Origin of the sequence: Streptomyces sp. NPDC018693 (assembly GCF_044391385.1) — a bacterium.
Classification (GTDB): domain Bacteria; phylum Actinomycetota; class Actinomycetes; order Streptomycetales; family Streptomycetaceae; genus Streptomyces.
This window is the reverse complement of record NZ_JBIRZZ010000002.1, coordinates 312113-334456: the sequence shown is the minus strand read 5'-3', so window position 1 is coordinate 334456 and position 22344 is coordinate 312113. Positions and strand designations below refer to the sequence as shown.

The following is a 22344-nucleotide window of genomic DNA, read 5'->3' as shown; positions in this document are numbered from 1 at the left end:
GACGGCTCAGCCGGCCTCGGGCGTGTCCGTGATCTCGATCAGCATGTGCTCGACGAGGTCGTCGCCGTACTCGCCCTCCCGCACCCGGCAGCTCTCCAGCACCCGCAGACCGCGCCCGCACGCGTCCGCGATCCGGTACAGCTCGGCCAGGTCCCCCCGGTCGCTGAAGTGCAGCAGCGCCCGCCCGCCCGGTGTGGTGCGCCCCGGCGCCTGCTCCAGGTAGCGGCGGTGGGTGCGGTAGCCGGGGTCGACGTAGGCGCACTCGTGCAGCGCCTTGTACTCGTAGGTGTCCGGACCGAGCACGTAGTTGGAGCTCCAGAAGACGACGTCGAACCGCTCGTCGTCGTCGAGCCCGGAGAACAGGTCGCTGTGCACGGCCCTGACCCGCGAGGTCACCCCGTGGCGCTCGGCGTTCACGGCCGCGTTCTCCACGGCCCGCGGGCTGATGTCGGAGGCGACCACCCGCTCGTAGCCGGCCAGCGCGCTCATCACCGCGATGACGCCGGTGCCGCAGCCGACCTCCAGGAACGCGCCGCTGCCCGCGACCGGGGGCCGCCGGTTCAGGCCGAGCAGCTCCAGGGCCACCCCGGTGGACGGGGAGTACACGGGGGCGAAGACCTCGTCCAGCAGATCCCACTCACGGCCGCACAGCGAGAACTCGCGCGGCCGGTCCTTGCGCGTCGCCGACAGGTGGCTGCGCCGCAGGGACCGCTCGTAGCTCTTGAGCAGGGACGACATGGGACTCCTCGGGTTGGTGTGAATGGTGCCCGGGTGATGCCGGTGACTCCCGTGGTGGAAGCCCGGACGTCGTTCAGACTGGCCGGTCGGTGCCGTCCTCCAGAAGGTGTCCCAGTGACACCCTGACCGCCGGGCGTGGTGACCCGGTCACACTGCGCCAGCGTCACCGTGTTTCAAGAGCTTGTTGACCTGCTCATGCCCCAAGGAAATACTTTCTGGCGGTCAAAGCTCCACTTGGCCTCAAGTCGCAGTGGCACAGTCATGGTGGCTCAGTCACAGTGACCCGAGTCGCAGTGACCCAAGTCGCTGCGAAATGAACGACCGCACAGGTGCCGGGGGGACCGTCGTGGCCGACGAGGCTTTCGAACTGCTCGAACTGCTCCAGAAGGAGGCACCCGCCTCCGCACTGCAGGACCTGCTCAAAAGAGCGCAGGCCGGCGGCGCGTCCAAGGCCGAACTCACGCGTCTGCACCGGGCTGTCGACCTCAGCCTCGGCATCCACGCGCTGTTCGCCCGCCGCCAGCAGCGCGAGGCCGGCCTCGCCGCCCTGGTCGACACCGCCCGCGACCTCACGCTCCCCTACGAGCTGGACGCGCTGCTCAAGGTGATCACCCGCCGCGCCCGGCTGCTGCTCGGCCTCGACATGTCCTGGGTGACCTTCGACGACGTCGAGGCAAGGTGCTCCCGTGTGCGCGCCGCCGACGGTCATGCCTCCGCGCTCACCATCGGCTTCTCCGTGCCGATGACCGGCGGCGTCGGCCGCCGCGCCACCCAGGGCTCGGCGCCCTTCTGGACGGCCGACTACCTCGCCGACGACAGCTTCACGCACTCCGAGGTCATCGACGACGTCGTACGCGCCGAGGGCCTGCACGCCGTGATGGCCATCCCGCTCCAGCACGAGGGCGCGGGCCTCGGCGTGCTCTACGTCGCCGACCGCCGCGTACGGCACTTCACGCCGGACGAGGTCTCGCTGATGAGCTCGCTCGCCGACCTCGCCGCCGTCGCCATCGAGAAGGCCCGGCTGCTGGAGGAGACCCGGCACGAGGTCGTCGAACTGGCGCAGGACACCTCCCGTGCCCGGGACTCCTCCACCGCCGCGCTCCGGCTCGGCGAGACCCACGGCCGGCTGCTCGACCTGGTGCTGCGCGGCAGCGGCCTGGCCGCCCTGACCACCGAGGCCGCCGCCGCCCTGCACGGCGGCCTGACGGTCCGCGACTCCGCCGGCCGGGTACTGGCCGGCCCCGTCGGCACCCGCCCGGCATCCGACGGGGACGCGCCGCCGCCCAACGGCGAGGACGAACTGCGGGCCGCCTTACTGGAGGCGCACGCCGAGGGCCGCCCGGTGGCCTGCGGCGACGGCCCCGGGCGGCTGTGGATCGCGCCGGTGCGGGCCGGCGACGACATGCTCGGCTCGCTGGAGTTCGCCTGCTCCCACCCACCCGACGACCACCAGCTGCAGCTGCTCTCCCTCACCGCCCAGGTCACCGCCGTCACCCTGCTCATCCAGGACGGTGTGGCCGCCACCCAGGGGCAGCTGCGCGACGAGTTCTTCCACAGCCTGCTGCGCGGCACCCTGCCCCCGCCGGAGCAGGTCGCCGAGCAGGCCCGGCGCCTCGACGTCGACCTGGAGGCACCGCACGTGGTGGTCATAGCCCGCGTGGAGAAGGGCATGCGCGGCCGCGCCGCCGCCTGGGCCGCCTCGCACGCCAACCGCCACCAGGGCCTCAAGCACATCGACGGCGACCGGGTGGTCCTGCTGCTGCCCGGCACCGAGCCCGGCGCGGCCGCCCGCACGGTGTCCAAGGGCCTCACCGAGGCGGTGCGCGGCCCGGTGACCGTCGGCTCGGCGGGACCGGCCCGCAGCCCGGCCCACATCGCCCCCGTCCACCAGGAGGCGCGCCGCTGCCTGGACGCGGTGACCCGGCTGAAGGGCCCCGGCGGCACCGCGTCCCCGGACGACCTCGGCTTCCTCGGCCTGCTGCTGTCGGAGCAGCCGGACGTCGCCGCGTTCATCAGCGACACCATCGGCCCGGTCCTCGACTACGACGACCAGCAGTACACGGAGCTGGTGCCCACCCTGGAGGCGTACTTCGCCTCCGCCAGCAGCCCGTCCCGGGCCGCCGAGGTGCTGCACGTCCACCCCAACACCGTCTCCCGCCGCCTGGAGCGCATCACCGAACTCCTCGGCGAGGGCTGGCAGAAACCGGCCCGCGCGCTGCAGGTGCAGCTGGCCCTCCAGCTCCAGCGCACCCGCGCCTCACTGAACCAGGGCCGGCGCGGTCAGGCCGGGCAGGTGGTCGGCTGATCCCCGCGCCGCACCTCGGGCCCCGTGAGCAGCCGTACGGCGTGCGCGACGGAGGCCAGCGTGGTGTGCCGGTGCCATCCCTCGTACGAGCGGCCGCTGAAGTCGGTCAGACCCACCGGCACGGAGATCCGGGCGAAGTCGGCGTCGACGTTCTGCGCCAGCCGGGCCAGCCGCAGCTGGGCGCCGAGAGGCAGCTGGGGGAGACGGCTGATCCAGTAGTTCTGCGGCCAGCCCCGCGGGTCGGTCCACTCACCGAGCAGCAGCACGGGTTCGGTGCCCTCGCCGAGGGACACCCGCAGTCCGGCGACCAGGCTGGTGCCGGGCACCTGGGTGACGGGGTCGGTCCAGCTGACCGGGCGGCGCAGGGTGCGGGCCATCAGCAGCAGCTGGTGCGCGGCCAGGGACCGCCCCTCGACGCCGGGCAGCGCCGGGTCGGTGCACTCCACCTTGGCCGAGCCGCGCACCGCGCAGATGAAGGGCAGGCCCACCTCCTGGAACCGCCGTGCCACAGCGGCCGGTTCGGCGTCGTGGAGGTCCAGCACGACCGGCCGGCGCGGCGGGCCGGCCCACCCCTGCAGCTGGCGTGCGGCCCGTACGGCGCACTCCAGCGGCCCGGCGGCGAGCTCGGACTCCGGTATGTGCGGCGAGCCGGAGCGCACGCTCTCCCGCCACTTGCGCGGCAGCGCCAGCCGCCAGTTCACCGGGCAGCCGTGCTCCTCGTCGACGGCCCAGGCGCCGAACGCCTCCTGGCTGTTCACCACCTGCCCGAGCCCGGACACGAACCGCGGGGCGACCCCCACCGACTCGGTACCCGCCTTCGAGATGACCATCGGCCGCACCACCCAGGCGCGCGGCTCCAGCGTCCGCTCCAGGTACCGGGCGAGCGCGGCCCGTACCGGCGCCCAGTCCCAGGTGGACGAGGCGACGAAGTGATGCAGACTCTGCTCGGCGGCCCGCCCCCCGACGTACGCCGCGATGTTCCGTACCGACTTCCTGCCCTCGGCGCGCAACAGTCCCCGCACGTACAGCTCGCCCTTGTACCGCTGATCGCTGCGCGGCAGCGAGGCGAACAGCTCGGCGCACACATCGCCCACGACCGAGTCGGGCACGTACCGGCGCCCGGTCACCTCCGGCCGCTCGACCCTCATCAGCGTCACTGGTCTCTCCCTTCCCCCGTGGGTTTCCTCCGCCCACAACGGTGCTGCGCAAAGGGCAAGACCAACCAGGTGCACTCATCACACACCTCGCCCGCCGAACGCACGGCCGGCCATCACACCCCCGCGAACCCACCCCGCCGGGCCTCCCCGACACCCCCCGGAACCCTCGAACCACCCCCCATCCACCCCACCCTCACGAGACGCCCCGTATCGCGAAGGTGACGGCACCACCACCCCGACGCGGCCACACGGTGCCGCCGCCACCCCCCAACCCACCCGACAACCGGAGATGCAGAAAATGCAGCACCGAACCCCCATGCACGCCAGCCAAACGGACACCACCCCCGCCCTGGTCCGCCGCCTCCTCCACACCCAGCACCCCCAGTGGTCCCACCTCCCCCTCCACCGCCTCGCCTCCGGCGGCACGGTCAACGCCATCTACCGCCTGGGCTCCTCCTTCACCGTCCGCCTCCCCCTCCTCCCCGACAGCGCGGACGACCTGGCCCGCGAGGCCCACTGGCTCCCCCGCCTGGCCCCTCTCCTCCCCCTCCCCGTCCCCGAGGTCATGGCCCTCGGCGAACCCACCGCCGAGTTCCCCCACCCCTGGGCCATCCACCGCTGGCTCGACGGCGAGGTCCTGACCGAGGGCACCCACCCTCACCCCGACCGCCTGGCCCACGACCTCGCCACCTTCATCACCGCGTTCCGCGACATCGCCCTCCCCGACGGCCCGCCGGCCTACCGAGGCACCCCCCTCACCACGGCCGACACCGAAACCCGCACCGCGATCGAAGCCCTGCGCCACACCGACGAGCCCTTCGACGCCGACGCGCTCCTGGCCGCCTGGGAGTCCGCCCTCGCGACCCAGCCCTGGACAGGGCACCCCCGCTGGACCCACTCCGACCTGATGCCCAGCAACCTCCTCAGCACCGGCCCGGGCCTCACCGCGGTCCTCGACTTCTCCACCACCGGCACCGGCGACCCCGCCATCGACCTCATCCCCGCCTGGAACCTCCTCCCCGCCACCACCCGCCCCACCTTCCGGACAGCGGCCTCCCCCGACGACGCCACCTGGCACCGCGCCCGAGGCTGGGCCCTCTCCATGGCCGTGACCCAACTCCCCTACTACCGCCACACCAACCCGGTCATCTCGGCCAACGCCCGCTACACCCTCACCCAGATCCTGAACGACCACACCCGCTGACGACCCGGCAGCGGGCCGGGACGATCTCTGCCGGGGCAGGGCAATGAGCCGGCTCGGGGGCTGTGTGAGGCTCGTGGCAGGGATGGAGTTACAGGCTGCACGGATGCGTGGCAGCGGGGCTCGGCGCCGTGGCTCTGCTGCTGGGGGCGCTCACCTGGCTGCCGGCGAATCTGCCGCTGCCGAAAGAGGACTGGGCGACGGGGACGATCTTGGCGCTCGTCGTTCCGACCGCCCTCGCCGCCCTGCTGCGTCTCGCCCTGGCCCGACCCGACCTGCACGCGGCATGGCTCGCCCTCCGGTGCATCCCGGGCAGGGTGCAGGCGGTCCTGGGAGCACTGCTCCTCTCCGGCATCGCCCTGGCGCTGCTGACGTGGGGTACAGGGGGAAGCCCTGCCCCGGCGAAGGAGGAGGACGGCCTGTACTTCGTGTACACGGGGCAGCGTCAGCAGGTGTCCCCAGGGCGCTACAAGGGGCTGGTCCGCGAGGTCTCCCGGGATCAATACGCGGCCGCTGTCGATCACCACCAGCGCACCGTGTGCGCGTTCCTGGGCCTGCTGTCCGTCGGCGCCGCCTGCGTCACCCTCACCACCGGCGAGGTGCGCCGAGCCGACGCCACGACGCCCAGGGCAACCTCGACGCCCTGAGAGACTCGTCACACCGTCAGGTCGACCCGCCCCCGGACAACGCGGAAGCCCCCAGGTCTGAGACCTGGGGGCTTCCGGCTGGTGCGCGAGGGGGGAGTTGAACCCCCACGCCCTTGCGGGCACTGGAACCTGAATCCAGCGCGTCTGCCTATTCCGCCACCCGCGCATTGGGTGTGTCCTCGGGCTCCGTTCCTTTCGGCGCGGCGCCTTCCGACATGCAGAACATTAGCACGCTGGACCGGGTGGGTTCACATCCCTTACCGCGGCCCCGGGCCCCGCCCACACGTCTCAAAGCCAACCGGTTCACGTATCAACCTCGTACCGGTAGCCCCATCTCCCCCCGCCGCCGGACAAGCTCCACAGTCAGGTGCGGGACACTGGTCTGCGGGCGCCTCTACGATCCTGGGCAAGGCAGGACCGTCGACCGGCTTCGAAAGGGGAACCGGCCGATTCACCGCCGCGTGGATACGATCAGTAAGCAGTACCAGGCAAGGCCCCCGCACAGCAGCTACGACGGAGGAGGTGCCCCATGGGAGTCCTGAAGAAGTTCGAGCAGCGCCTCGAGGGTCTGGTCAACGGCACCTTCGCCAAGGTCTTCAAGTCCGAGGTCCAGCCCGTGGAGATCGCCGGCGCGCTCCAGCGCGAGTGCGACAACAACGCGCAGATCTGGAACCGCGACCGGACCGTCGTCCCCAACGACTTCATCGTGGAGCTCAGCGCCCCCGACTACGAGCGCCTGAGCCCGTACTCCGGCCAGCTCGGCGACGAGCTCGCCGGCATGGTCCGCGACTACGCCAAACAGCAGCGCTACACCTTCATGGGCCCGATCAAGGTGAACCTGGAGAAGGCGGACGACCTCGACACCGGCCTGTACCGGGTGCGCAGCCGTACGCTCGCCTCCTCCAGCAGCCAGGCCGCCCCCGCGGGCGCCCCCGGCGGCTACGGCTACCCGCCCGCCGGCGCCCCCGCCGCACCCCCCATGCCGTCCGCACCGCCCCCCGGCGCCCCCGGCGCCCGCCCCGGCGGCTACGGCTACCCGCCCGCCGCGGGCCCGGCCGGCCAGCGCCCGGCCGACGGCGGCCTCGCCGGCGCACCGCAGCCCGGGGCGCGCACCCGCCACTGGATCGAGATCAACGGCACCCGCCACCAGATCTCCCGCGCGACGCTCGTACTGGGCCGTTCCACCGACGCCGACGTGCGGATCGACGACCCCGGCGTCTCCCGCCGGCACTGCGAGATCCGGACCGGTTCGCCCTCGACGATCCAGGATCTCGGGTCCACCAACGGCATCGTGGTGGACGGGCAGCACACCACCCGCGCTACGCTCCGCGACGGCTCGCGGATCGTCGTGGGCAGCACCACCGTTATCTATAGGCAAGCCGAAGGGTGAAGCGGGGGCAATGTCAGAGCTGACCCTCACGGTCATGCGGCTGGGGTTCCTGGCCGTACTGTGGCTGTTCGTGATCGTGGCCGTGCAGGTCATCCGCAGCGACCTGTTCGGTACGCGCGTCACCCAGCGCGGCTCGCGGCGCGACGCGGGCCGGGCGGCGCAGCAGGCGCAGCGGCAGGCGCCGCCGCAGCAGCGCCAGCAGCCGGCGGGCGGCCGCCAGCGCCGTAACGCGCCCACCAAGCTGGTCGTGACCGAGGGCACCCTCACCGGCACCACCGTCGCGCTCCAGGGCCAGACGATCACCCTGGGCCGGGCGCACGACAGCACCATCGTGCTGGACGACGACTACGCCTCCAGCCGCCATGCCAGGATCTACCCGGACCGCGACGGCAACTGGATCGTCGAGGACCTGGGCTCCACCAACGGCACGTACCTCGACCGAACGCGGCTGACGACCCCCACACCGATTCCGCTGGGCGCGCCGATCCGCATCGGCAAGACCGTCATCGAGCTGCGGAAGTAGTGCTACATCATGAGTGAGCGCGAGCGGAGCGAGCACGCGGCGGCGGCCGGCACCCCGGGCCCCGGCGCGCTCCCGACCGGAGGGTGGGCAGTGTGGCTCGACACGACCGGCTGCATGCGGGGCCGACGGGCGAGGTGGGCATGAGTCTGTCACTGCGCTTCGCCGCCGGATCGCACAAGGGCATGATCCGGGAGGGCAACGAGGACTCCGGTTACGCCGGTCCCCGCCTGCTCGCCATCGCCGACGGCATGGGCGGCGCCGCCGCCGGTGAGGTGGCCTCCTCGGAGGCGATCTCCACGATCGTCGCGCTCGACGAGGACGTGCCCGGCTCCGACGTCCTGACCTCCCTCGGCACGGCCGTGCAGCGGGCCAACGACCAGCTGCGCTCCATGGTCGAGGAGGACCCCCAGCTGGAGGGCATGGGCACCACGCTCACCGCCCTGCTGTGGACCGGTCAGCGCCTCGGCCTGGTCCATGTCGGCGACTCCCGCGCCTACCTCCTGCGCGACGGTGTGCTCACGCAGATCACCCAGGACCACACCTGGGTGCAGCGCCTCGTCGACGAGGGCCGCATCACCGAGGAAGAGGCCACCACCCATCCCCAGCGGTCCCTCCTGATGCGGGCGTTGGGCAGCGGCGACCATGTCGAACCGGACCTGTCGATCCGCGAGGTCCGGGCCGGCGACCGCTACCTCATCTGCTCCGACGGCCTGTCCGGGGTGGTGTCCCACCAGACCCTGGAGGACACCCTCGCCAGCTACCAGGGCCCACAGGAGACCGTCCAGGAGCTCATCCAGCTGGCGCTGCGCGGCGGCGGCCCGGACAACATCACCGTGATCGTCGCGGACGTCCTGGACCTGGACACCGGTGACACCCTCGCCCAGCAGCTGTCCGACACCCCGGTCGTGGTCGGCGCGGTCGCCGAGACCCAGCACCAGCTGCACGACAACGGCATCATGCAGACCCCGGCCGGCCGCGCCGCCAGCCTCGGCCGGCACCGGCAGGGCGGCGGCGGGGAGTTCGGCCCGCCCGGCTCCGGCGACATCACCGGCTTCATTCCCACCGGCGGCTTCGGCGACTACACCGAGAACGACTTCGCCAAGCCCCGCCGCAAGGGCCGCAGGGGCCTGAAGATCTCCCTCTACACCCTGCTGGCGCTCGCGGTCATCGGCGGCGGCATGTACGGCGGCTACCGCTGGACACAGACCCAGTACTACGTCGGCACCAACGGCGAGAACGTCGCGCTGTACCGCGGCATCAGCCAGGACCTGGCGTGGGTGTCGCTGTCGAAGGTCGAGAAGGACTACCCGGCCATCGAACTCAAGTACCTGCCGCCGTACCAGCAGAAGCTGGTGCAGGCCACGATCGCCGAGAGCAGCCGGTCCAGCGCGCAGAAGAAGATCGACGAGCTGGCAGTGCTGGCGTCCGCGTGCAAGAAGCAGGCCGACGCCGCCACGGGAACCACTCCCGCCGCACCTCCGTCCAATGCTTCACCGAGCCCGAACCCGTCGGGCACGGAGTCCCCGTCCGCGACCGAATCCCCGTCGACCCCGTCGTCTCAGTCGTCCCCGTCCGCGACCGCCGCTCCCAACCCCGGCCCCACCCTGTCGGAGGAAGAGAAAGACGTCGTCTCGCAGTGCGGTAAGCAGTAGCGAGCCGTGAGAGGCCCCGACCACACGATGAGCAGTCCGAACACAACGCACACGCCGACGCACCACACGTCCACGATCGGCTCGATCGGCACGCCGAGCCGGCGCAACACCGAGCTCGCGCTGCTGGTGTTCGCCGTCGTCATCCCGGTCTTCGCCTACGCCAACGTGGGCCTGGCCATCAACGAAGAGGTGCCGTCAGGGCTGCTGAGCTACGGCCTGGGCCTCGGTCTGCTGGCCGGCGTCGCCCATCTCGTCGTACGCAAGTTCGCGCCGTACGCGGACCCGCTGCTGCTGCCGCTGGCCACCCTGCTCAACGGTCTCGGCCTGGTCGCCATCTGGCGGCTCGACCAGTCGAAGCTGCTGCAGCGGATCGAGCAGGCGGGCACCGCCGCGCCCCGGCAGCTGCTGTACACGGCGATGGGCATCGCACTGTTCATCGTGGTGCTGATCTTCCTCAAGGACCACCGCGTCCTGCAGCGCTACACCTACATCTCCATGGTCGGCGCGCTGTTCCTGCTGCTGCTGCCGCTGGTGCCGGGCCTCGGCCGCAACATCTACGGCGCGAAGATCTGGATCTCGGTCGCCGGTTTCTCCATCCAGCCCGGCGAGTTCGCCAAGATCGTGCTCGCGGTGTTCTTCGCCGGCTATCTGATGGTCAAGCGCGACGCGCTCGCCCTGGCCAGCCGCCGCTTCCTCGGCCTGTACCTGCCGCGCGGCCGCGACCTCGGACCGATCCTCGCGGTCTGGGCGATGTCGATCCTCATCCTGGTCTTCGAGACCGACCTCGGTACGTCGCTGCTGTTCTTCGGAATGTTCATCATCATGCTGTACGTCGCCACCGAGCGGACCAGCTGGATCGTCTTCGGTCTGCTGATGTCCGCGGCCGGCGCCGTCGGTGTGGCGAGCTTCGAGTCGCACATCCAGACCCGTGTGGACGCCTGGCTCAACCCGATGCGCGAGTTCGAGCTCAGCCAGTCCGGCGCCCCCGGCGTCCACTCCGAGCAGGCCATGCAGGCCCTGTGGGCGTTCGGTTCCGGCGGTACCCTCGGCACCGGCTGGGGCCAGGGCCACTCCGAGCTGATCCGCTTCGCCGCCAACTCCGACTTCATCCTCGCCACCTTCGGCGAGGAGATCGGCCTGGCCGGCCTGATGGCGGTACTCCTGCTGTACGGCCTGATCGTGGAGCGCGGCATCCGCACCGCCCTCGCCGCCCGCGACCCGTTCGGCAAACTGCTCTCCGTCGGCCTGTCCGGCGCCTTCGCCCTACAGGTCTTCGTCGTCGCCGGCGGTGTGATGGGCCTCATCCCGCTCACCGGTATGACCATGCCGTTCCTGGCGTTCGGTGGTTCGTCCGTGATCGCGAACTGGGCGCTGATCGGCATCCTGATCAGGATCAGCGACACCGCACGCCGCCCGGCCCCCGCCCCCGCCACCAACCCCGACGCCGAGATGACCCAGGTGGTCCGCCCGTCATGAACAAGCCCCTGCGCCGGATCGCGATCTTCTGCGGCCTTCTGATCCTCGCCCTGCTCGTCCGCACCAACTACCTGCAGTACGTCAAGGCGGACGAGCTGGCCTCCCAGACCGAGAACCGCCGGGTCAACATCGCCCGCTACGCCACCCCGCGCGGCGACATCATCGTCGACGGCAAGGCCATCACCGGCTCCGTCGAGATGACCAGCGGCGACTACAAGTTCAAGCGGACCTGGAAGGACGGCGCCATGTGGGCGCCGGTCACCGGCTACTCCTCGCAGGCGTTCGGCGCCAACCAGCTGGAGAAGCTGGAGGACGGCATCCTCACCGGCAACGACGACCGGCTCTTCTTCCGCAACACCCTCGACATGATCACGGGCAAGGAGAAGGAGGGCGGCAGCGTCGTCACCACCCTCAACGCCGCCGCGCAGAAGGCCGCCTACGAGGGCCTCGGCGACAAGAAGGGCGCCGTCGCCGCGATCGACCCGGCCACCGGCAAGATCCTGGCGCTGGTGTCGACCCCGTCGTACGACCCGTCGAAGTTCGCCGGCTACACCGACGAAGACGCCAAGGAATGGAACGCCGTCCAGAAGAAGAACAACCCGGACGACCCGATGCTCAACCGGGCGCTGCGTGAGACCTACCCACCGGGTTCCACCTTCAAGGTCGTCACCGCGGCCGCCGCGCTGGAGAACGGCGTCGTCTCCGGCATCGACGACCGCACCGACACCCCGGACCCGTTCACGCTGCCGCAGACCAAGACGCCCCTCACCAACCAGCACGGTGAGTGTGAGAACGCCACACTGAAGTACGCGCTCATGGTGTCCTGCAACACCGTCTTCGGAAAGCTCGCCGACGACGTCGGCAACGAGAAGATGATCGAGCAGGCGGAGAAGTTCGGCTTCGGCGACAAGGAACTGGACACCCCGGTCCGCGCCGCCGAGAGCGTCTACCCGCAGGACAACCGGCCACAGAACTCCCTCGACGGCATCGGCCAGGGCTCCAACCGGGCCACCCCGCTGCAGATGGCCATGGTCACCGCCGCCATCGCCAACGACGGCAAGCTGATGAAGCCGTACATGGTCGACCAGCTGCGCGCCTCCAACCTCGACGTGATCGAGACGACCGAGCCGAAGACGCTCTCCCAGGCCGTCTCCTCGGAGACCGCGCAGAAGCTCCAGACGATGATGGAGGCGGTCGTCAGCGAGCCACAGGGCACCGGCTCCAACGCACGGATCGACGGCGTCAAGGTCGGCGGCAAGACCGGTACCGCCCAGCACGGCGTGGACAACAGCGAGAAGCCGTACGCATGGTTCATCTCGTACGCCAAGCTGTCGGACGGAAGCTCACCGGTGGCCGTCGCGGTGATCGTCGAGGACGGCGCCGCCAACCGCGGCGACATCTCCGGTGGCGGCCTGGCCGCCCCCATCGCGAAGGCCGTGATGAAGGCGGTCATCGGCAACAGGACGTGACCCTGCCCACAGCGCCTGCACATCCGTGCACGTTGCGATACCGGTCCTGTATCGGGTGACGGGCTTGGCCAGGTCCCACAGAGCGAGCCGGGTACGGTATGCCCGGACGGCACACCGACGAACCCACAAGGGTGGGTCGGGACCGACGGAGAGGGCTGGTAGGTAGCTATGGAAGAGCCGCGTCGCCTCGGCGGCCGGTACGAGCTGGGCCCGGTGCTCGGCCGTGGTGGCATGGCGGAGGTTTACCACGCACATGACACCCGGCTCGGACGCCAGGTGGCGGTGAAGACGCTGCGCGCGGACCTGGCGCGCGACCCGTCCTTCCAGGCCCGGTTCCGCCGGGAGGCCCAGTCGGCCGCCTCGCTCAACCATCCCGCGATCGTGGCGGTCTACGACACGGGCGAGGACTACATCGACGGGGTCTCCATCCCGTACATCGTCATGGAGTACGTCGACGGCTCCACCCTGCGTGAGCTCCTGCACAGCGGCCGCAAGCTGCTGCCGGAGCGCGCGATGGAGATGACCATCGGCATCCTCCAGGGCCTGGAGTACGCCCACCGCAACGGCATCGTGCACCGCGACATCAAGCCGGCGAACGTGATGCTCACACGCAACGGCCAGGTCAAGGTGATGGACTTCGGCATCGCCCGCGCCATGGGCGACGCCGGCATGACGATGACCCAGACGGCGGCCGTGATCGGCACCGCCCAGTACCTCTCCCCGGAGCAGGCCAAGGGCGAGCAGGTCGACGCACGATCGGACCTCTACTCCACCGGCTGCCTCCTCTACGAGCTGCTGACCGTCCGCCCGCCCTTCGTGGGCGACTCCCCGGTCGCGGTCGCCTACCAGCACGTACGGGAGGAGCCGCAGCCGCCGAGCGTCTTCGACCCCGAGATCACGCCCGAGATGGACGCCATCGTCCTGCGCGCGCTGGTCAAGGACCCCAACTACCGCTACCAGTCCGCCGACGAGATGCGCGCCGACATCGAGGCGTGCCTCGACGGCCAGCCGGTGGCGGCCACCGCGGCAATGGGCACGGTCGGCTACGGCGGCTACCCCGACGACCAGCCGACGACAGCGCTGCGCACGGACCCGAACGCCGCGGCGACCACCATGCTGCCCCCGATGAACCCGGACGACGGCGGCTACGGCTACGACGACCGCCAGGGCCGACGGCGCCAGAAGAAGAACAACACATCGACGATCATGCTCGTCGTCGCCGCCGTCATAGTCCTGGTCGGCGCCATCCTCATCGGCAAGTACACCTTCAGCGGTGGCGCGGGCAGCAACACGGTCCCGGTGCCCAACTTCGTCGACCAGACGAAGGCGCAGGCCGAACAGATGGCGACCAACTCCGATCTGAAGCTCCAGATAGAAGAAAAACCCTGCGAGAACACCGAGACCGGCAAGGTCTGCTCGCAGAACCCGGCGGCCGGCACCAGCGTCGACAAGGGCCAGACGGTCAGCCTCGTCGTCTCGACAGGCGCGCCGAAGGTGGCGGTGCCGAGTGTGCTCGGCAAGAGCTTCGAGGACGCCAAGTCGGAGCTGGAGGGCGACGCCTACCAGTTCACGGTCGAGAAGAAGGAAGAGGTGTCGACCGAGACGGCCGGCACGGTCATCCGGCAGGACCCGAAGCTGGGCAGCGAAGTCGAGAAGGGCTCCACCATCACCCTGATCGTCGCCAAGGAGGAGGAGAAGGCCACCGTCCCTGACGTCATCAACCGCTCCTGCGACGACGCCAAGGCCCAGATGCAGGCCAGCAACCTGCAAGGCGTCTGCGTCGACGTACCGGTGACCGACCCGAACCAGGACGGCCGGGTCATCGAGACCACCCCGGGCCGCGGCGAGAAGGCCGACAAGGGCTCCCAGGTCCAGATGAAGGTGGGCAAGCTCCAGCAGGAGCAGGTCCAGGTCCCGTCGCTGCAGAACCAGCGCCTCAAGGACGCCAAGAAGGCGCTCCAGGACCTCGGTCTCAACGTCGCCGTCCAGGGCGTGGACGACGACAACGCCACCGTGTTCGGCCAGAACCCCCAGCCGGGCACCACCCTCAACAAGGGCGACACCGTCACCCTGACCGCCTTCGGCGGCGGAGGCGGCAACAACAACGGCGACAACGACGGCGGCGGCTTCTTCGGCTGAGCCACCGCGCCACGCACAGAGCCCCGGCACCCTGGGAAGGGTGCCGGGGCTCTCGTCGTACCCGCGCCGGTTATCGCAGATCAGAACGAACATCGACCGTGTCTTCGTATGTCTCTCCGCGTTGATCGGGTGGGGTGGGGAGTCAGAGTCCTGCCCTGGCCATACGGCCACACCTCGAACAGAAGGGCAGAACGTGATCAACGAATCGGCGCTGCTGGAGTCGAAGTCGCTGCGCAACAGCGTCCTGGACCGAACTGACGTGCTCGACAGGGTGAAGGCACTGTCGCTGCTGCCGGACGGGATGCATGTGACTACGGCGATGGTGGCGGCGTACTTCGAGGTTGCCGTCAAGACGCTCGAGTCGCTGGTGGAAGATCACCGAGACGAGCTGGAAGGCAGTGGCTACCAGGTACTGACAGGTACGCGACTGGCCCTCTTTAAGAGGGCCAGTGGGATCCAGTCACGCTCCAAGGCTCTTGCTCTCTTCTCCCGCCGCGCCGTCCTCAACGTCGCCATGCTGCTCCGTGACAGCGAAGTCGCACGTCAGGTGCGTGTGTACCTCCTCGACATGGAGTACCTGGCGCGCACACAGCCTGTGGATAACCCGGCCCCCACTGACGGCGCGTCCCTCGGCGACCGCATCGACCAGCGCATCACCCACATCCTCGGCAAGACCGTCGTCCCCATGTTCAACGCCCTGATCGAAACGTCGGGCGAGCACCGCCGCGAACTCATCGAACTCCGCCAGGACATCGAGAACGTCGAACGCAAGCTGTGCTGGCACCACCAGCGGATCAGCTCCCTGGAAGGAGAAGCCCCGACAGACCACGTCAGGGCCTCCATCGCCGCCATGACCTGGCAGGCGTTCGAACGTCATGTCGCCGACCTGCTGCGCCGGGACGGCTGCACGGACGTCACCGTACGCAAGGCCCACACCGACCGGGGCATCGACATCACCGCCCGTATCACCGACGGACGCCGCGTGGCCGTCCAGTGCAAGAATCGCGCCGGCCGCTGGTCCGTCCCCAGCTCCGACATGCAGAAGTTCGCCGGCGCCGCCCGAGCCGTCGACCGCTTCGACGTCGCGCTGTTCGTCGCCACCAGCAACTTCAGCCATGAAGCACAGGCGATCGCCGACCTGAGCGGCGTCATCACGGTCAACCGCGACGAACTGGAGGCGTGGAGCGCCGGAGCGCGCCTCAAAGCGCTGCGATAGACCCCACGAGCAAGAGGCCCGAAGCCGCAAAGGGTCGTTGCGGCTTCGGGCCTCCGTCATGCCAGCGACTGACCTCCTTAAAGGAGTTCAGTCACCGTAGCTCCTCCGGCGGAGTCCGTTCGCTGTTCACCTTCTCCGTGCGGACCAACTCGCCCCACACGACATAGCGGTAGCGGCTGGTGTAGATCGGGGTGCACGTCGTCAGGGTGATGTAGTGGCCGGCCTTGGTCTTGCCGGACTCCTCGGGGATCGGGGCGAGGACCTTGACGTTGTACTTCGAGGTCTCCGGGAGGATCGCGTAGACCTTGTAGACGTACCAGGTGTCCTTCGTCTCGAAGACGATCGGGTCACCCTTGGCCAGCTTGTGGATGTTGTGGAACTTCGCGCCGTGGCCGTCGCGGTGCGCGGCGAGGGAGAAGTTGCCCTCCTTGCCGGAGGTGGGGAGCCCGGCCTGGACGGGGTCGGTGTAGTAGCCGGCCACACCGTCGTTGAGGATCTTCGAGGAGGTGCCCCTCTCGACCAGGATGTCGTCGTCGCTCATCGCCGGCACGTGCAGGAAGCCGATGCCGCTCCCGGTGTCCAGCGCGCCGGGCTCGCCGTTCTCCGCCCAGTGGTCGCGCACCTTGTCCGCCTGCGCGTCGGCGTGCCGGTCGGCGATGACGTTGGTCCACCACAGCGAGTAGACGACGAACAGGCCGAGCACCAGACCGGCCGTGATCAGCAGCTCGCCGACGAAACTGACGGCCGTCGCGATCTTGCCGGGGCGGCGGCGCGGTCGTCCCGCGGATGTGGAAGGGGAGGTCTCGGTGTCCTCTGCGGTCGCTGCCACTGTCCCTCTCAGCCCTAACTGACGAGTGCGTCCGGCTTGCCCTTGCTGCGCGGCCGCTCCTCGACCATCTTGCCCCAGACGATCAAGCGGTACTTGCTGGTGAACTCCGGCGTGCACGTCGTCAGGGTGATGTACCGGCCGGGCTCGGTGAACCCGGAGTCCTTCGGGATGGGGTCGAGGACAGCGATGTTCTTGGGCGAGGTGACCGGCAGCATGGAGGCCACCTTGTACACGTAGTACTCGCCCTGTGTCTCGACGACGAGGTCGTCGCCCGCCTCCAACCGGTTGACGTACCGGAACGGCTCACCGTGCGTGTTGCGGTGCCCGGCGAGCCCGAAGTTGCCGGTCTTCGCGTCGGGCATGGCGGTCTGGCCGTAGTGCCCGACCATGCCCTTGTCGAGCACCTTCTTGCTGATGCCCTCCGCGATGGGCACCACCACGTCCAGCTTGGGGATGTGCAGGATGGCGAAGCCCTGACCGGGCGAGAAGGTCCCCGGGTTGCGCTTGCCGCTCGCCCAGTCGTCCTGGAGGCTGCTGGCCGCCTGGTCCGCCTGGGCGTGCGCACGGACGTTGGTCCACCACAGCTGGTAGGTGACGAACAGCAGCATCAGCACCCCGGTGGTGATGAACACCTCACCGATCGCCCGGCTGGCGAGCACGGCCGGGCTGGGCTTGCGGGCCCGCGCCCGGCGGCGGGCCTCCACACGGGACAGGGGCCGGTCGTCCGACGGCGCGGCCTCGGGTACGGCCGCCGGTGCGGCTGCCGCACGCCCACGACGGCCCTTGGCGGCCTTTCTGCGGGCCGCACGGCCACCCGCCGGGGATCCAGTTGCGGAAGTGACTCCTGTGGCCTCAGAGGCCGATATGGGCTCTCCGCCGTGCGGCGGCTCCGGCGGCTCCGGAATCCGCAGCGCCATCGTCTCCTCGTCGACGCGCATCCCGGCGGGGCCTCCGTACGCCGCATCGCCGAAGGACTCGTACGCCTCCACGCCGTACGAGTCCTCGCGCTCGGGGCGCAGCGCGGTCACGCCGTGGCCCTGCCCACCACCGGGGCGAGCCCGGCCGACCTCGCCACCGCGCCCTGGTCCCCGCACTCCACCAGCCAGTTGGCCAGCATCCGGTGTCCGTGCTCGGTGAGCACCGACTCGGGATGGAACTGCACGCCCTCGACGGGCAGTGCGCGGTGGCGCAGGCCCATGATGATGCCGTCCTGGGTGCGGGCCGTGACCTCCAGCTCGGCCGGCACGGTCGCGGGCTCGGCGGCCAGCGAGTGGTAGCGGGTCGCGGTGAACGGCGAGGGCAGGCCCGCGAAGACGCCCCCGCCCTCGTGCTCGACCAGCGAGGTCTTGCCGTGCAGCAGCTCCGGCGCACGGTCCACGACTCCGCCGTACGCCACCTGCATCGACTGCATGCCCAGGCAGACGCCGAAGACGGGGACGCCGGTCGCGGCACAGTGCCGGACCATGTCCACACACACCCCGGCCTCCTCGGGCGTGCCGGGCCCTGGCGACAGCAGGACACCGTCGAAGCCGTCCTGGGCGTGCGCGGTGGAGACCTCGTCGTTGCGCAGGACCTCGCACTCGGCGCCCAGCTGGTACAGGTACTGGACCAGGTTGAAGACGAAGCTGTCGTAGTTGTCCACGACGAGAATGCGCGCGCTCACTGGTTGTCCACCGTCACATCGTTGAAGGGAAGCAGCGGTTCGGCCCACGGGAAGACGTACTGGAAGAGGAGGTAGACCGAGGCCAGGACCAGCACGATCGAGATCAGCGCCTTGATCCACGCGTTTCCCGGCAGATGCCGCCAGATCCAGCCGTACATGCCGTCCCTTCCGTCGCACCACGGCACCAGACTCTCGCCGTACACCGCACCAGACTAACGGCGCAGGGCCGCGGGTTTGCCTGTGTCCACGGGCTGGGTCGAGTCGAGGTGTGCCCAGACGATCAGGCGGTGGCTGTGGCCCCATTCCGGATCGCAGGTCGTCAGGGTGAGGTAGCGGCCCTGGCGCGTGTACCCCGACTTACGTGGGACGGGGTCGATCACCTCAATGTCCGTGGGCACGGTCCTGTACGGCCCCTTGTCGATCCGGTACGTGAACCACGTCGTCCCGTCGGTCAGCACCACCGCGTCGCCGCGCCGCAGCTTCGGGAAGTCCTTGAAGGGGTCACCATGGGTCCGCCGGTGTCCCGCGACCGAGAAATTGCCCGCCTCACCGAGCCGGGCGGTGTTCGCGTAGTGACCGAGGCCCTTCTTGAGGGTGTCCGTGGCCGTGCCCTCCAGCACCGGCTTGTTCCACGTGAAACCAAGCCGCGGGATGTACATGATCGCGAAGGGTTCGTCCTTCTTGTACGCCTGTGGAGGCGGCGTGGACTCCGCGGGCGCCGGGCGTACCGCGGCCTGCCGCGCCCACCGCTCCTCCAACCGCTCGACCTGGTCGTCCATGACGTGCTCCGCCCGCACGCCCGTCCAGAACATCACGTAGACGACGAAGAGCACGATCACGGTGCCGACGGTGATGCACAGCTCGCTGACGGTCCGGACGATCAGGCGCACCGACACAAGGCCCCCCGGCGGCTGCTCCTACTCCACGGGCTCGGCGTACTGCAGGTCCACTGTGCCCGAGTAGCCGGGCAGAGTCACCGTGCCGTCCTCGGTGACTTTCCAGCCGAGGCCGTAGACATTCACGTAGACCATGTAGTTCTGGATCGCGGCCGAGTCCGAGAGCGCCTTCTGCAGCTTCTCGGGGTCACCCACCGCCTGGATCCTGTACGGCGGTGAGTACACCCTCCCCTGGAGGATCAGGGTGTTGCCGACGCAGCGCACCGCGCTGGTGGAGATCAGCCGCTGGTCCATGACCTTGATGCCCTGGGCCCCGCCCTGCCAGAGGGCGTTCACCACGGCCTGGAGGTCCTGCTGGTGGATGACGAGGTAGTCGGGCTGCGGCTCGGGGTAGCCGGGAAGCTTGGCGGTGGCGTTCGGCGGGGCGTCGTCCAGGGTGACGGTGATGGCCTCCCCCTTGAGCGGCCGGGTGCCGGCCCGCTTCTCCAGCGCGGTCAGCTCGTCCAGCTCGGCGCGGGTACGGCCGGTGTCCGCCTCGGCCAGCGACTCGACGTCGCCGCGCAGGGCCGCGTTGGACTCCTCCAGCTCGCCGTTCTTGCGGCTGCGCTCATGGATCAGGTCGGACAGCTTCAGCAGGGACGCGTCCGTGCGGATATTGGTGCCCTTGGCCGTGTTGAAACTGGTGAAGAAAATGAGCCCCGCGAGGGCGAACACCCCGACCGTGAGGATCCGCACCGGACGGAAGCGGGGGCTACGACCGGGGACGGAACCCGTTGAACCCGTACCGGGGGAGTCGGCAGAATTGCTCAACGTACCCTTATCTCCTTCGGCGCCGTAGAAGCACTACGCTAACGGACGCCCGGGGGAGCCATCAGTGTCCCCTTGTCAGCTGGAGAGACCCTCGTGCCGAAGTCACGCATCCGCAAGAAGGCCGACTACACGCCGCCGCCGGCGAAGCAGGCGGCCGCCATCAAGCTCAACAGCCGCGCATGGGTCGCCCCGGTCATGCTGGCCATGTTCCTGATCGGGCTGGCCTGGATCGTCGTCTTCTACGTGACGGACGGTTCCCTGCCCATCGACAAGCTGGACAACTGGAACATCGTGGTCGGCTTCGGCTTCATCGCCGCCGGATTCGCCGTCTCGACGCAGTGGAAGTAACGGCCACCAGGCGGTGAACATACCTCTGCCCAGGGCTATCCACTGAGTTATCCACAGCCGTTTTCCACATGGGGAAAAAGAAAGACGATCTGTGGATAACTCATTGGAGGTTGACGCCGGTCTGACGGAACGATCAGTCACGACCCTTGCTCGAAAACCTGTTCGCCCCCTGGCTGACCTGCGCAAACACAGGCCAGCGACAGGGGGCACAGTTGTTCCCGCACGGTGTGCACAAGATCAGCCACCCGCTGTGGACAACGAGGCGCTCAAGTGAGCTGGGCGGTCCTCAGGAGCGTGATCACGACGACCGAGGCCAGCACCAGCGCACAGGTTCCGTACTGCACCAGCGCCCGCCGCTCTCGGGGCGCGTGGACCATGGCGTAGCCGATGACGGCACCGGCGACGAGGCCGCCGATGTGGGCCTGCCAGGCGATGCCGCTGAAGCCGAAGGTGAAGACCAGGTTGATCGCCAGCAGGGCGATGATCGGCCGCATGTCGTAGCGCATCCGCCGCATCAGGACGGCTGTGGCGCCGAAGAGGCCGAAGATGGCGCCGGAGGCGCCGAGCGTGCCCGTGTTCGGGTCCGCCAGCAGATAGGTCAGCGCGCTGCCCGAGAGGCCGGAGACCAGATAGAGCGCGATGAAGCGTGCCCGGCCCAGGGCCGCCTCAAGAGGGCCGCCGAGCCACCACAGGCCCAGCATGTTGAAGGCGATGTGCCAGATCGCCTCGTGCGCGAACATCGAGGTCAGCAGCAGATACCACTGGCCTTCGGCGACCCCCTCGGTGGGCGTGAAGGGAGCCGGGGGCCACTGGCCGACCTGGACGAGCCGGTCCAGGAACGAGCTGTTCGCCATCCCGGCGATGAACACCGCCAGGTTGATCCCGATCAGGATCTTGGTGACCAGATGCGGGTCCGCCGCGATCGTGCCGCCCGCGAGCGTGCGCGGCTGGTTCGCCCCCGGCGCGTGCCCCGTGCCCGAGCCGCCCCGCACGCACTCCGGGCACTGGAAGCCCACCGACGCGCTGATCATGCACTCCGGGCAGATGGGCCGCTCGCAGCGGGTGCAGCGGATGCCGGTCTCACGGTCGGGATGGCGGTAGCACCCGGGCAGGCTGCTCTGCGCGTCCGGCCGGCTGCCTGGCGCCTGTTCCATGAGCTCCCCTAAGTCACCTGTGGGCAGTACATTGCCCCGCTCATCCTTACGGACGAGCGGGGCAATAGGTTCCCGTATTCCCGGTTCTCCGGTTCCCCGGCCCTCCGGTTCCCCGGTTGCTCCCGGGACGGGTCAGCGCTTCTCGACGACGACCGACTCGATGACGACGTCCTTGACCGGACGGTCGGTGCGCGGGTTGGTCTGCGTGGTCGCGATCGAGTCGACGACCTTCTGGCTCGCCGCGTCGGTGACCTCACCGAAGATGGTGTGCTTGCGCGTCAGCCAGGCCGTCGGGGCGACCGTGATGAAGAACTGCGAGCCGTTGGTGCCCGGGCCGGCGTTGGCCATGGCCAGCAGGTAGGGCTTGTCGAAGCGCAGGTCGGGGTGGAACTCGTCCTTGAACTGGTAGCCCGGGCCGCCGGTGCCGTTGCCCAGCGGGTCACCGCCCTGGATCATGAAACCGCTGATCACCCGGTGGAAGACCGTACCGTCGTAGAGCTTCGCCGTGGACCGCTCGCCGGTGGCGGGGTGGGTCCACTCACGTGCGCCCGTGGCGAGCTCGACGAAGTTCTTCACCGTCTCGGGGGCGTGGTCCGGGAAGAGCCGGACCTCGATGTCGCCATGGTTGGTCTTCAGGGTGGCGTACAGCTGCTCAGCCACGATGTGCCTTCCGTTGTCTTCCTGTGACCCCCCGATCCTCGCACGCCCCGGCCCGTACGTCGCCCGGCGGC

The 22344-nt window shown here is 69.7% G+C and carries 21 protein-coding genes and 1 tRNA gene; 11 read left to right on the top strand and 11 right to left on the bottom strand.

Features of this window, described 5'->3' with window-relative positions; translation table 11 throughout:
• Nucleotides 1-6: 6 nt before the first annotated feature.
• Nucleotides 7-738 carry a methyltransferase domain-containing protein gene (locus tag ACH5AC_RS05845; RefSeq protein ID WP_398860395.1) on the bottom strand — a complete coding sequence of 244 codons (732 nt, stop codon included), beginning with the start codon at nucleotides 736-738 and terminating at the stop codon, nucleotides 7-9.
• A gap of 346 nt (nucleotides 739-1084) precedes the next feature.
• Here ACH5AC_RS05845 and ACH5AC_RS05840 point away from each other — a divergent pair, with 346 nt between their 5' ends.
• Complete coding sequence (locus ACH5AC_RS05840) at nucleotides 1085-3043, top strand: helix-turn-helix domain-containing protein (protein WP_398860394.1); 1959 nt, start codon at nucleotides 1085-1087, stop codon at nucleotides 3041-3043.
• Here ACH5AC_RS05840 and ACH5AC_RS05835 read toward each other — a convergent pair.
• Nucleotides 3019-4191, bottom strand: coding sequence for an IS701 family transposase (locus tag ACH5AC_RS05835; protein ID WP_398860911.1), 1173 nt, complete (start codon nucleotides 4189-4191; stop codon nucleotides 3019-3021). The genes ACH5AC_RS05840 and ACH5AC_RS05835 overlap by 25 nt on opposite strands.
• Before the next feature lie 325 nt (nucleotides 4192-4516).
• Here ACH5AC_RS05835 and ACH5AC_RS05830 point away from each other — a divergent pair, with 325 nt between their 5' ends.
• Nucleotides 4517-5404 carry an aminoglycoside phosphotransferase family protein gene (locus ACH5AC_RS05830; protein WP_398860393.1) on the top strand — a complete coding sequence of 296 codons (888 nt, stop codon included), beginning with the start codon at nucleotides 4517-4519 and terminating at the stop codon, nucleotides 5402-5404.
• Between the two features lie 107 nt (nucleotides 5405-5511).
• Nucleotides 5512-6048, top strand: coding sequence for a hypothetical protein (locus tag ACH5AC_RS05825; protein WP_398860392.1), 537 nt, complete (start codon nucleotides 5512-5514; stop codon nucleotides 6046-6048).
• Between the two features lie 79 nt (nucleotides 6049-6127).
• Here ACH5AC_RS05825 and ACH5AC_RS05820 read toward each other — a convergent pair.
• Nucleotides 6128-6214: transfer RNA gene (locus tag ACH5AC_RS05820), tRNA-Leu, on the bottom strand.
• A gap of 363 nt (nucleotides 6215-6577) precedes the next feature.
• Between ACH5AC_RS05820 and ACH5AC_RS05815 the strand changes: the two genes are divergently transcribed.
• The 7 genes from ACH5AC_RS05815 (at nucleotide 6578) to ACH5AC_RS05785 (ending at nucleotide 15913) form a co-directional block, all read left to right on the top strand.
• Nucleotides 6578-7438, top strand: coding sequence for an FhaA domain-containing protein (locus tag ACH5AC_RS05815; protein ID WP_398860391.1), 861 nt, complete (start codon nucleotides 6578-6580; stop codon nucleotides 7436-7438).
• A 10-nt stretch (nucleotides 7439-7448) separates the two neighbouring features.
• Complete coding sequence (locus ACH5AC_RS05810; RefSeq protein WP_398860390.1) at nucleotides 7449-7961, top strand: FHA domain-containing protein; 513 nt, start codon at nucleotides 7449-7451, stop codon at nucleotides 7959-7961.
• Nucleotides 7962-8101: 140 nt separating this feature from the next.
• Nucleotides 8102-9613: a Stp1/IreP family PP2C-type Ser/Thr phosphatase gene (locus tag ACH5AC_RS05805; RefSeq protein WP_398860388.1), complete on the top strand. Its 1512-nt coding sequence runs from the start codon at nucleotides 8102-8104 to the stop codon at nucleotides 9611-9613.
• Nucleotides 9614-9640: 27 nt separating this feature from the next.
• Entirely contained in the window at nucleotides 9641-11089 is a 1449-nt protein-coding gene (locus tag ACH5AC_RS05800; protein WP_398860387.1) for an FtsW/RodA/SpoVE family cell cycle protein, read from the top strand.
• Nucleotides 11086-12558, top strand: coding sequence for a peptidoglycan D,D-transpeptidase FtsI family protein (locus tag ACH5AC_RS05795; protein ID WP_398860386.1), 1473 nt, complete (start codon nucleotides 11086-11088; stop codon nucleotides 12556-12558). Before ACH5AC_RS05800 ends, ACH5AC_RS05795 begins: the two co-directional genes overlap by 4 nt.
• 168 nt (nucleotides 12559-12726) lie before the next feature.
• Nucleotides 12727-14697: a Stk1 family PASTA domain-containing Ser/Thr kinase gene (gene pknB / locus ACH5AC_RS05790; RefSeq protein WP_398860385.1), complete on the top strand. Its 1971-nt coding sequence runs from the start codon at nucleotides 12727-12729 to the stop codon at nucleotides 14695-14697.
• Between the two features lie 193 nt (nucleotides 14698-14890).
• A complete protein-coding gene (locus ACH5AC_RS05785) occupies nucleotides 14891-15913 on the top strand; it encodes a restriction endonuclease (RefSeq protein ID WP_398860384.1) in 1023 nt (340 codons plus the stop codon).
• A 91-nt stretch (nucleotides 15914-16004) separates the two neighbouring features.
• Here the strand turns inward: ACH5AC_RS05785 and ACH5AC_RS05780 are convergent, their stop codons facing one another.
• From ACH5AC_RS05780 to ACH5AC_RS05755, 6 genes are read right to left on the bottom strand one after another with little or no spacing between them, the layout of a single operon-like run.
• On the bottom strand, nucleotides 16005-16742 hold the full coding sequence (locus tag ACH5AC_RS05780; RefSeq protein ID WP_398860383.1) for a class E sortase: 738 nt from the start codon (nucleotides 16740-16742) through the stop codon (nucleotides 16005-16007).
• 14 nt (nucleotides 16743-16756) lie between these two features.
• On the bottom strand, nucleotides 16757-17770 hold the full coding sequence (locus tag ACH5AC_RS05775; protein WP_398860382.1) for a class E sortase: 1014 nt from the start codon (nucleotides 17768-17770) through the stop codon (nucleotides 16757-16759).
• Complete coding sequence (locus tag ACH5AC_RS05770) at nucleotides 17767-18405, bottom strand: aminodeoxychorismate/anthranilate synthase component II (protein ID WP_398860381.1); 639 nt, start codon at nucleotides 18403-18405, stop codon at nucleotides 17767-17769. Before ACH5AC_RS05770 ends, ACH5AC_RS05775 begins: the two co-directional genes overlap by 4 nt.
• Entirely contained in the window at nucleotides 18402-18608 is a 207-nt protein-coding gene (locus ACH5AC_RS05765; RefSeq protein ID WP_398860928.1) for a hypothetical protein, read from the bottom strand. Before ACH5AC_RS05765 ends, ACH5AC_RS05770 begins: the two co-directional genes overlap by 4 nt.
• A 9-nt stretch (nucleotides 18609-18617) precedes the next feature.
• Nucleotides 18618-19295, bottom strand: coding sequence for a class E sortase (locus tag ACH5AC_RS05760; protein WP_398860380.1), 678 nt, complete (start codon nucleotides 19293-19295; stop codon nucleotides 18618-18620).
• A gap of 27 nt (nucleotides 19296-19322) precedes the next feature.
• Complete coding sequence (locus ACH5AC_RS05755; RefSeq protein ID WP_398860379.1) at nucleotides 19323-20111, bottom strand: DUF881 domain-containing protein; 789 nt, start codon at nucleotides 20109-20111, stop codon at nucleotides 19323-19325.
• 93 nt (nucleotides 20112-20204) lie between these two features.
• Here ACH5AC_RS05755 and crgA point away from each other — a divergent pair, with 93 nt between their 5' ends.
• Nucleotides 20205-20459, top strand: coding sequence for a cell division protein CrgA (crgA, locus tag ACH5AC_RS05750; protein WP_398860378.1), 255 nt, complete (start codon nucleotides 20205-20207; stop codon nucleotides 20457-20459).
• A 266-nt stretch (nucleotides 20460-20725) separates the two neighbouring features.
• Here the strand turns inward: crgA and ACH5AC_RS05745 are convergent, their stop codons facing one another.
• Together ACH5AC_RS05745 and ACH5AC_RS05740 are read right to left on the bottom strand one after the other, a co-directional pair.
• Nucleotides 20726-21613, bottom strand: coding sequence for a rhomboid family intramembrane serine protease (locus ACH5AC_RS05745; RefSeq protein WP_398860377.1), 888 nt, complete (start codon nucleotides 21611-21613; stop codon nucleotides 20726-20728).
• 132 nt (nucleotides 21614-21745) lie between these two features.
• Nucleotides 21746-22273 (bottom strand): peptidylprolyl isomerase, encoded by a 528-nt coding sequence (locus ACH5AC_RS05740; RefSeq protein WP_398860376.1) that lies wholly within the window; start codon nucleotides 22271-22273, stop codon nucleotides 21746-21748.
• Between the last annotated feature and the right edge of the window lie 71 nt (nucleotides 22274-22344).

What these genes read in the sequence shown, in the direction of transcription:
- pknB (WP_398860385.1), top strand. Translation starts at nt 12,727, where the DNA reads ATGGAAGAGCCGCGTCGCCTCGGCGGCCGGTACGAGCTGGGCCCGGTG.
- ACH5AC_RS05830 (WP_398860393.1), top strand. Translation starts at nt 4,517, where the DNA reads ATGCACGCCAGCCAAACGGACACCACCCCCGCCCTGGTCCGCCGCCTC.
- ACH5AC_RS05745 (WP_398860377.1), bottom strand. Translation starts at nt 21,613, where the DNA reads ATGGAACAGGCGCCAGGCAGCCGGCCGGACGCGCAGAGCAGCCTGCCC.
- ACH5AC_RS05815 (WP_398860391.1), top strand. Translation starts at nt 6,578, where the DNA reads ATGGGAGTCCTGAAGAAGTTCGAGCAGCGCCTCGAGGGTCTGGTCAAC.
- ACH5AC_RS05845 (WP_398860395.1), bottom strand. Translation starts at nt 738, where the DNA reads ATGTCGTCCCTGCTCAAGAGCTACGAGCGGTCCCTGCGGCGCAGCCAC.
- ACH5AC_RS05810 (WP_398860390.1), top strand. Translation starts at nt 7,449, where the DNA reads ATGTCAGAGCTGACCCTCACGGTCATGCGGCTGGGGTTCCTGGCCGTA.
- ACH5AC_RS05805 (WP_398860388.1), top strand. Translation starts at nt 8,102, where the DNA reads ATGAGTCTGTCACTGCGCTTCGCCGCCGGATCGCACAAGGGCATGATC.
- ACH5AC_RS05795 (WP_398860386.1), top strand. Translation starts at nt 11,086, where the DNA reads ATGAACAAGCCCCTGCGCCGGATCGCGATCTTCTGCGGCCTTCTGATC.
- ACH5AC_RS05800 (WP_398860387.1), top strand. Translation starts at nt 9,641, where the DNA reads ATGAGCAGTCCGAACACAACGCACACGCCGACGCACCACACGTCCACG.
- ACH5AC_RS05835 (WP_398860911.1), bottom strand. Translation starts at nt 4,191, where the DNA reads ATGAGGGTCGAGCGGCCGGAGGTGACCGGGCGCCGGTACGTGCCCGAC.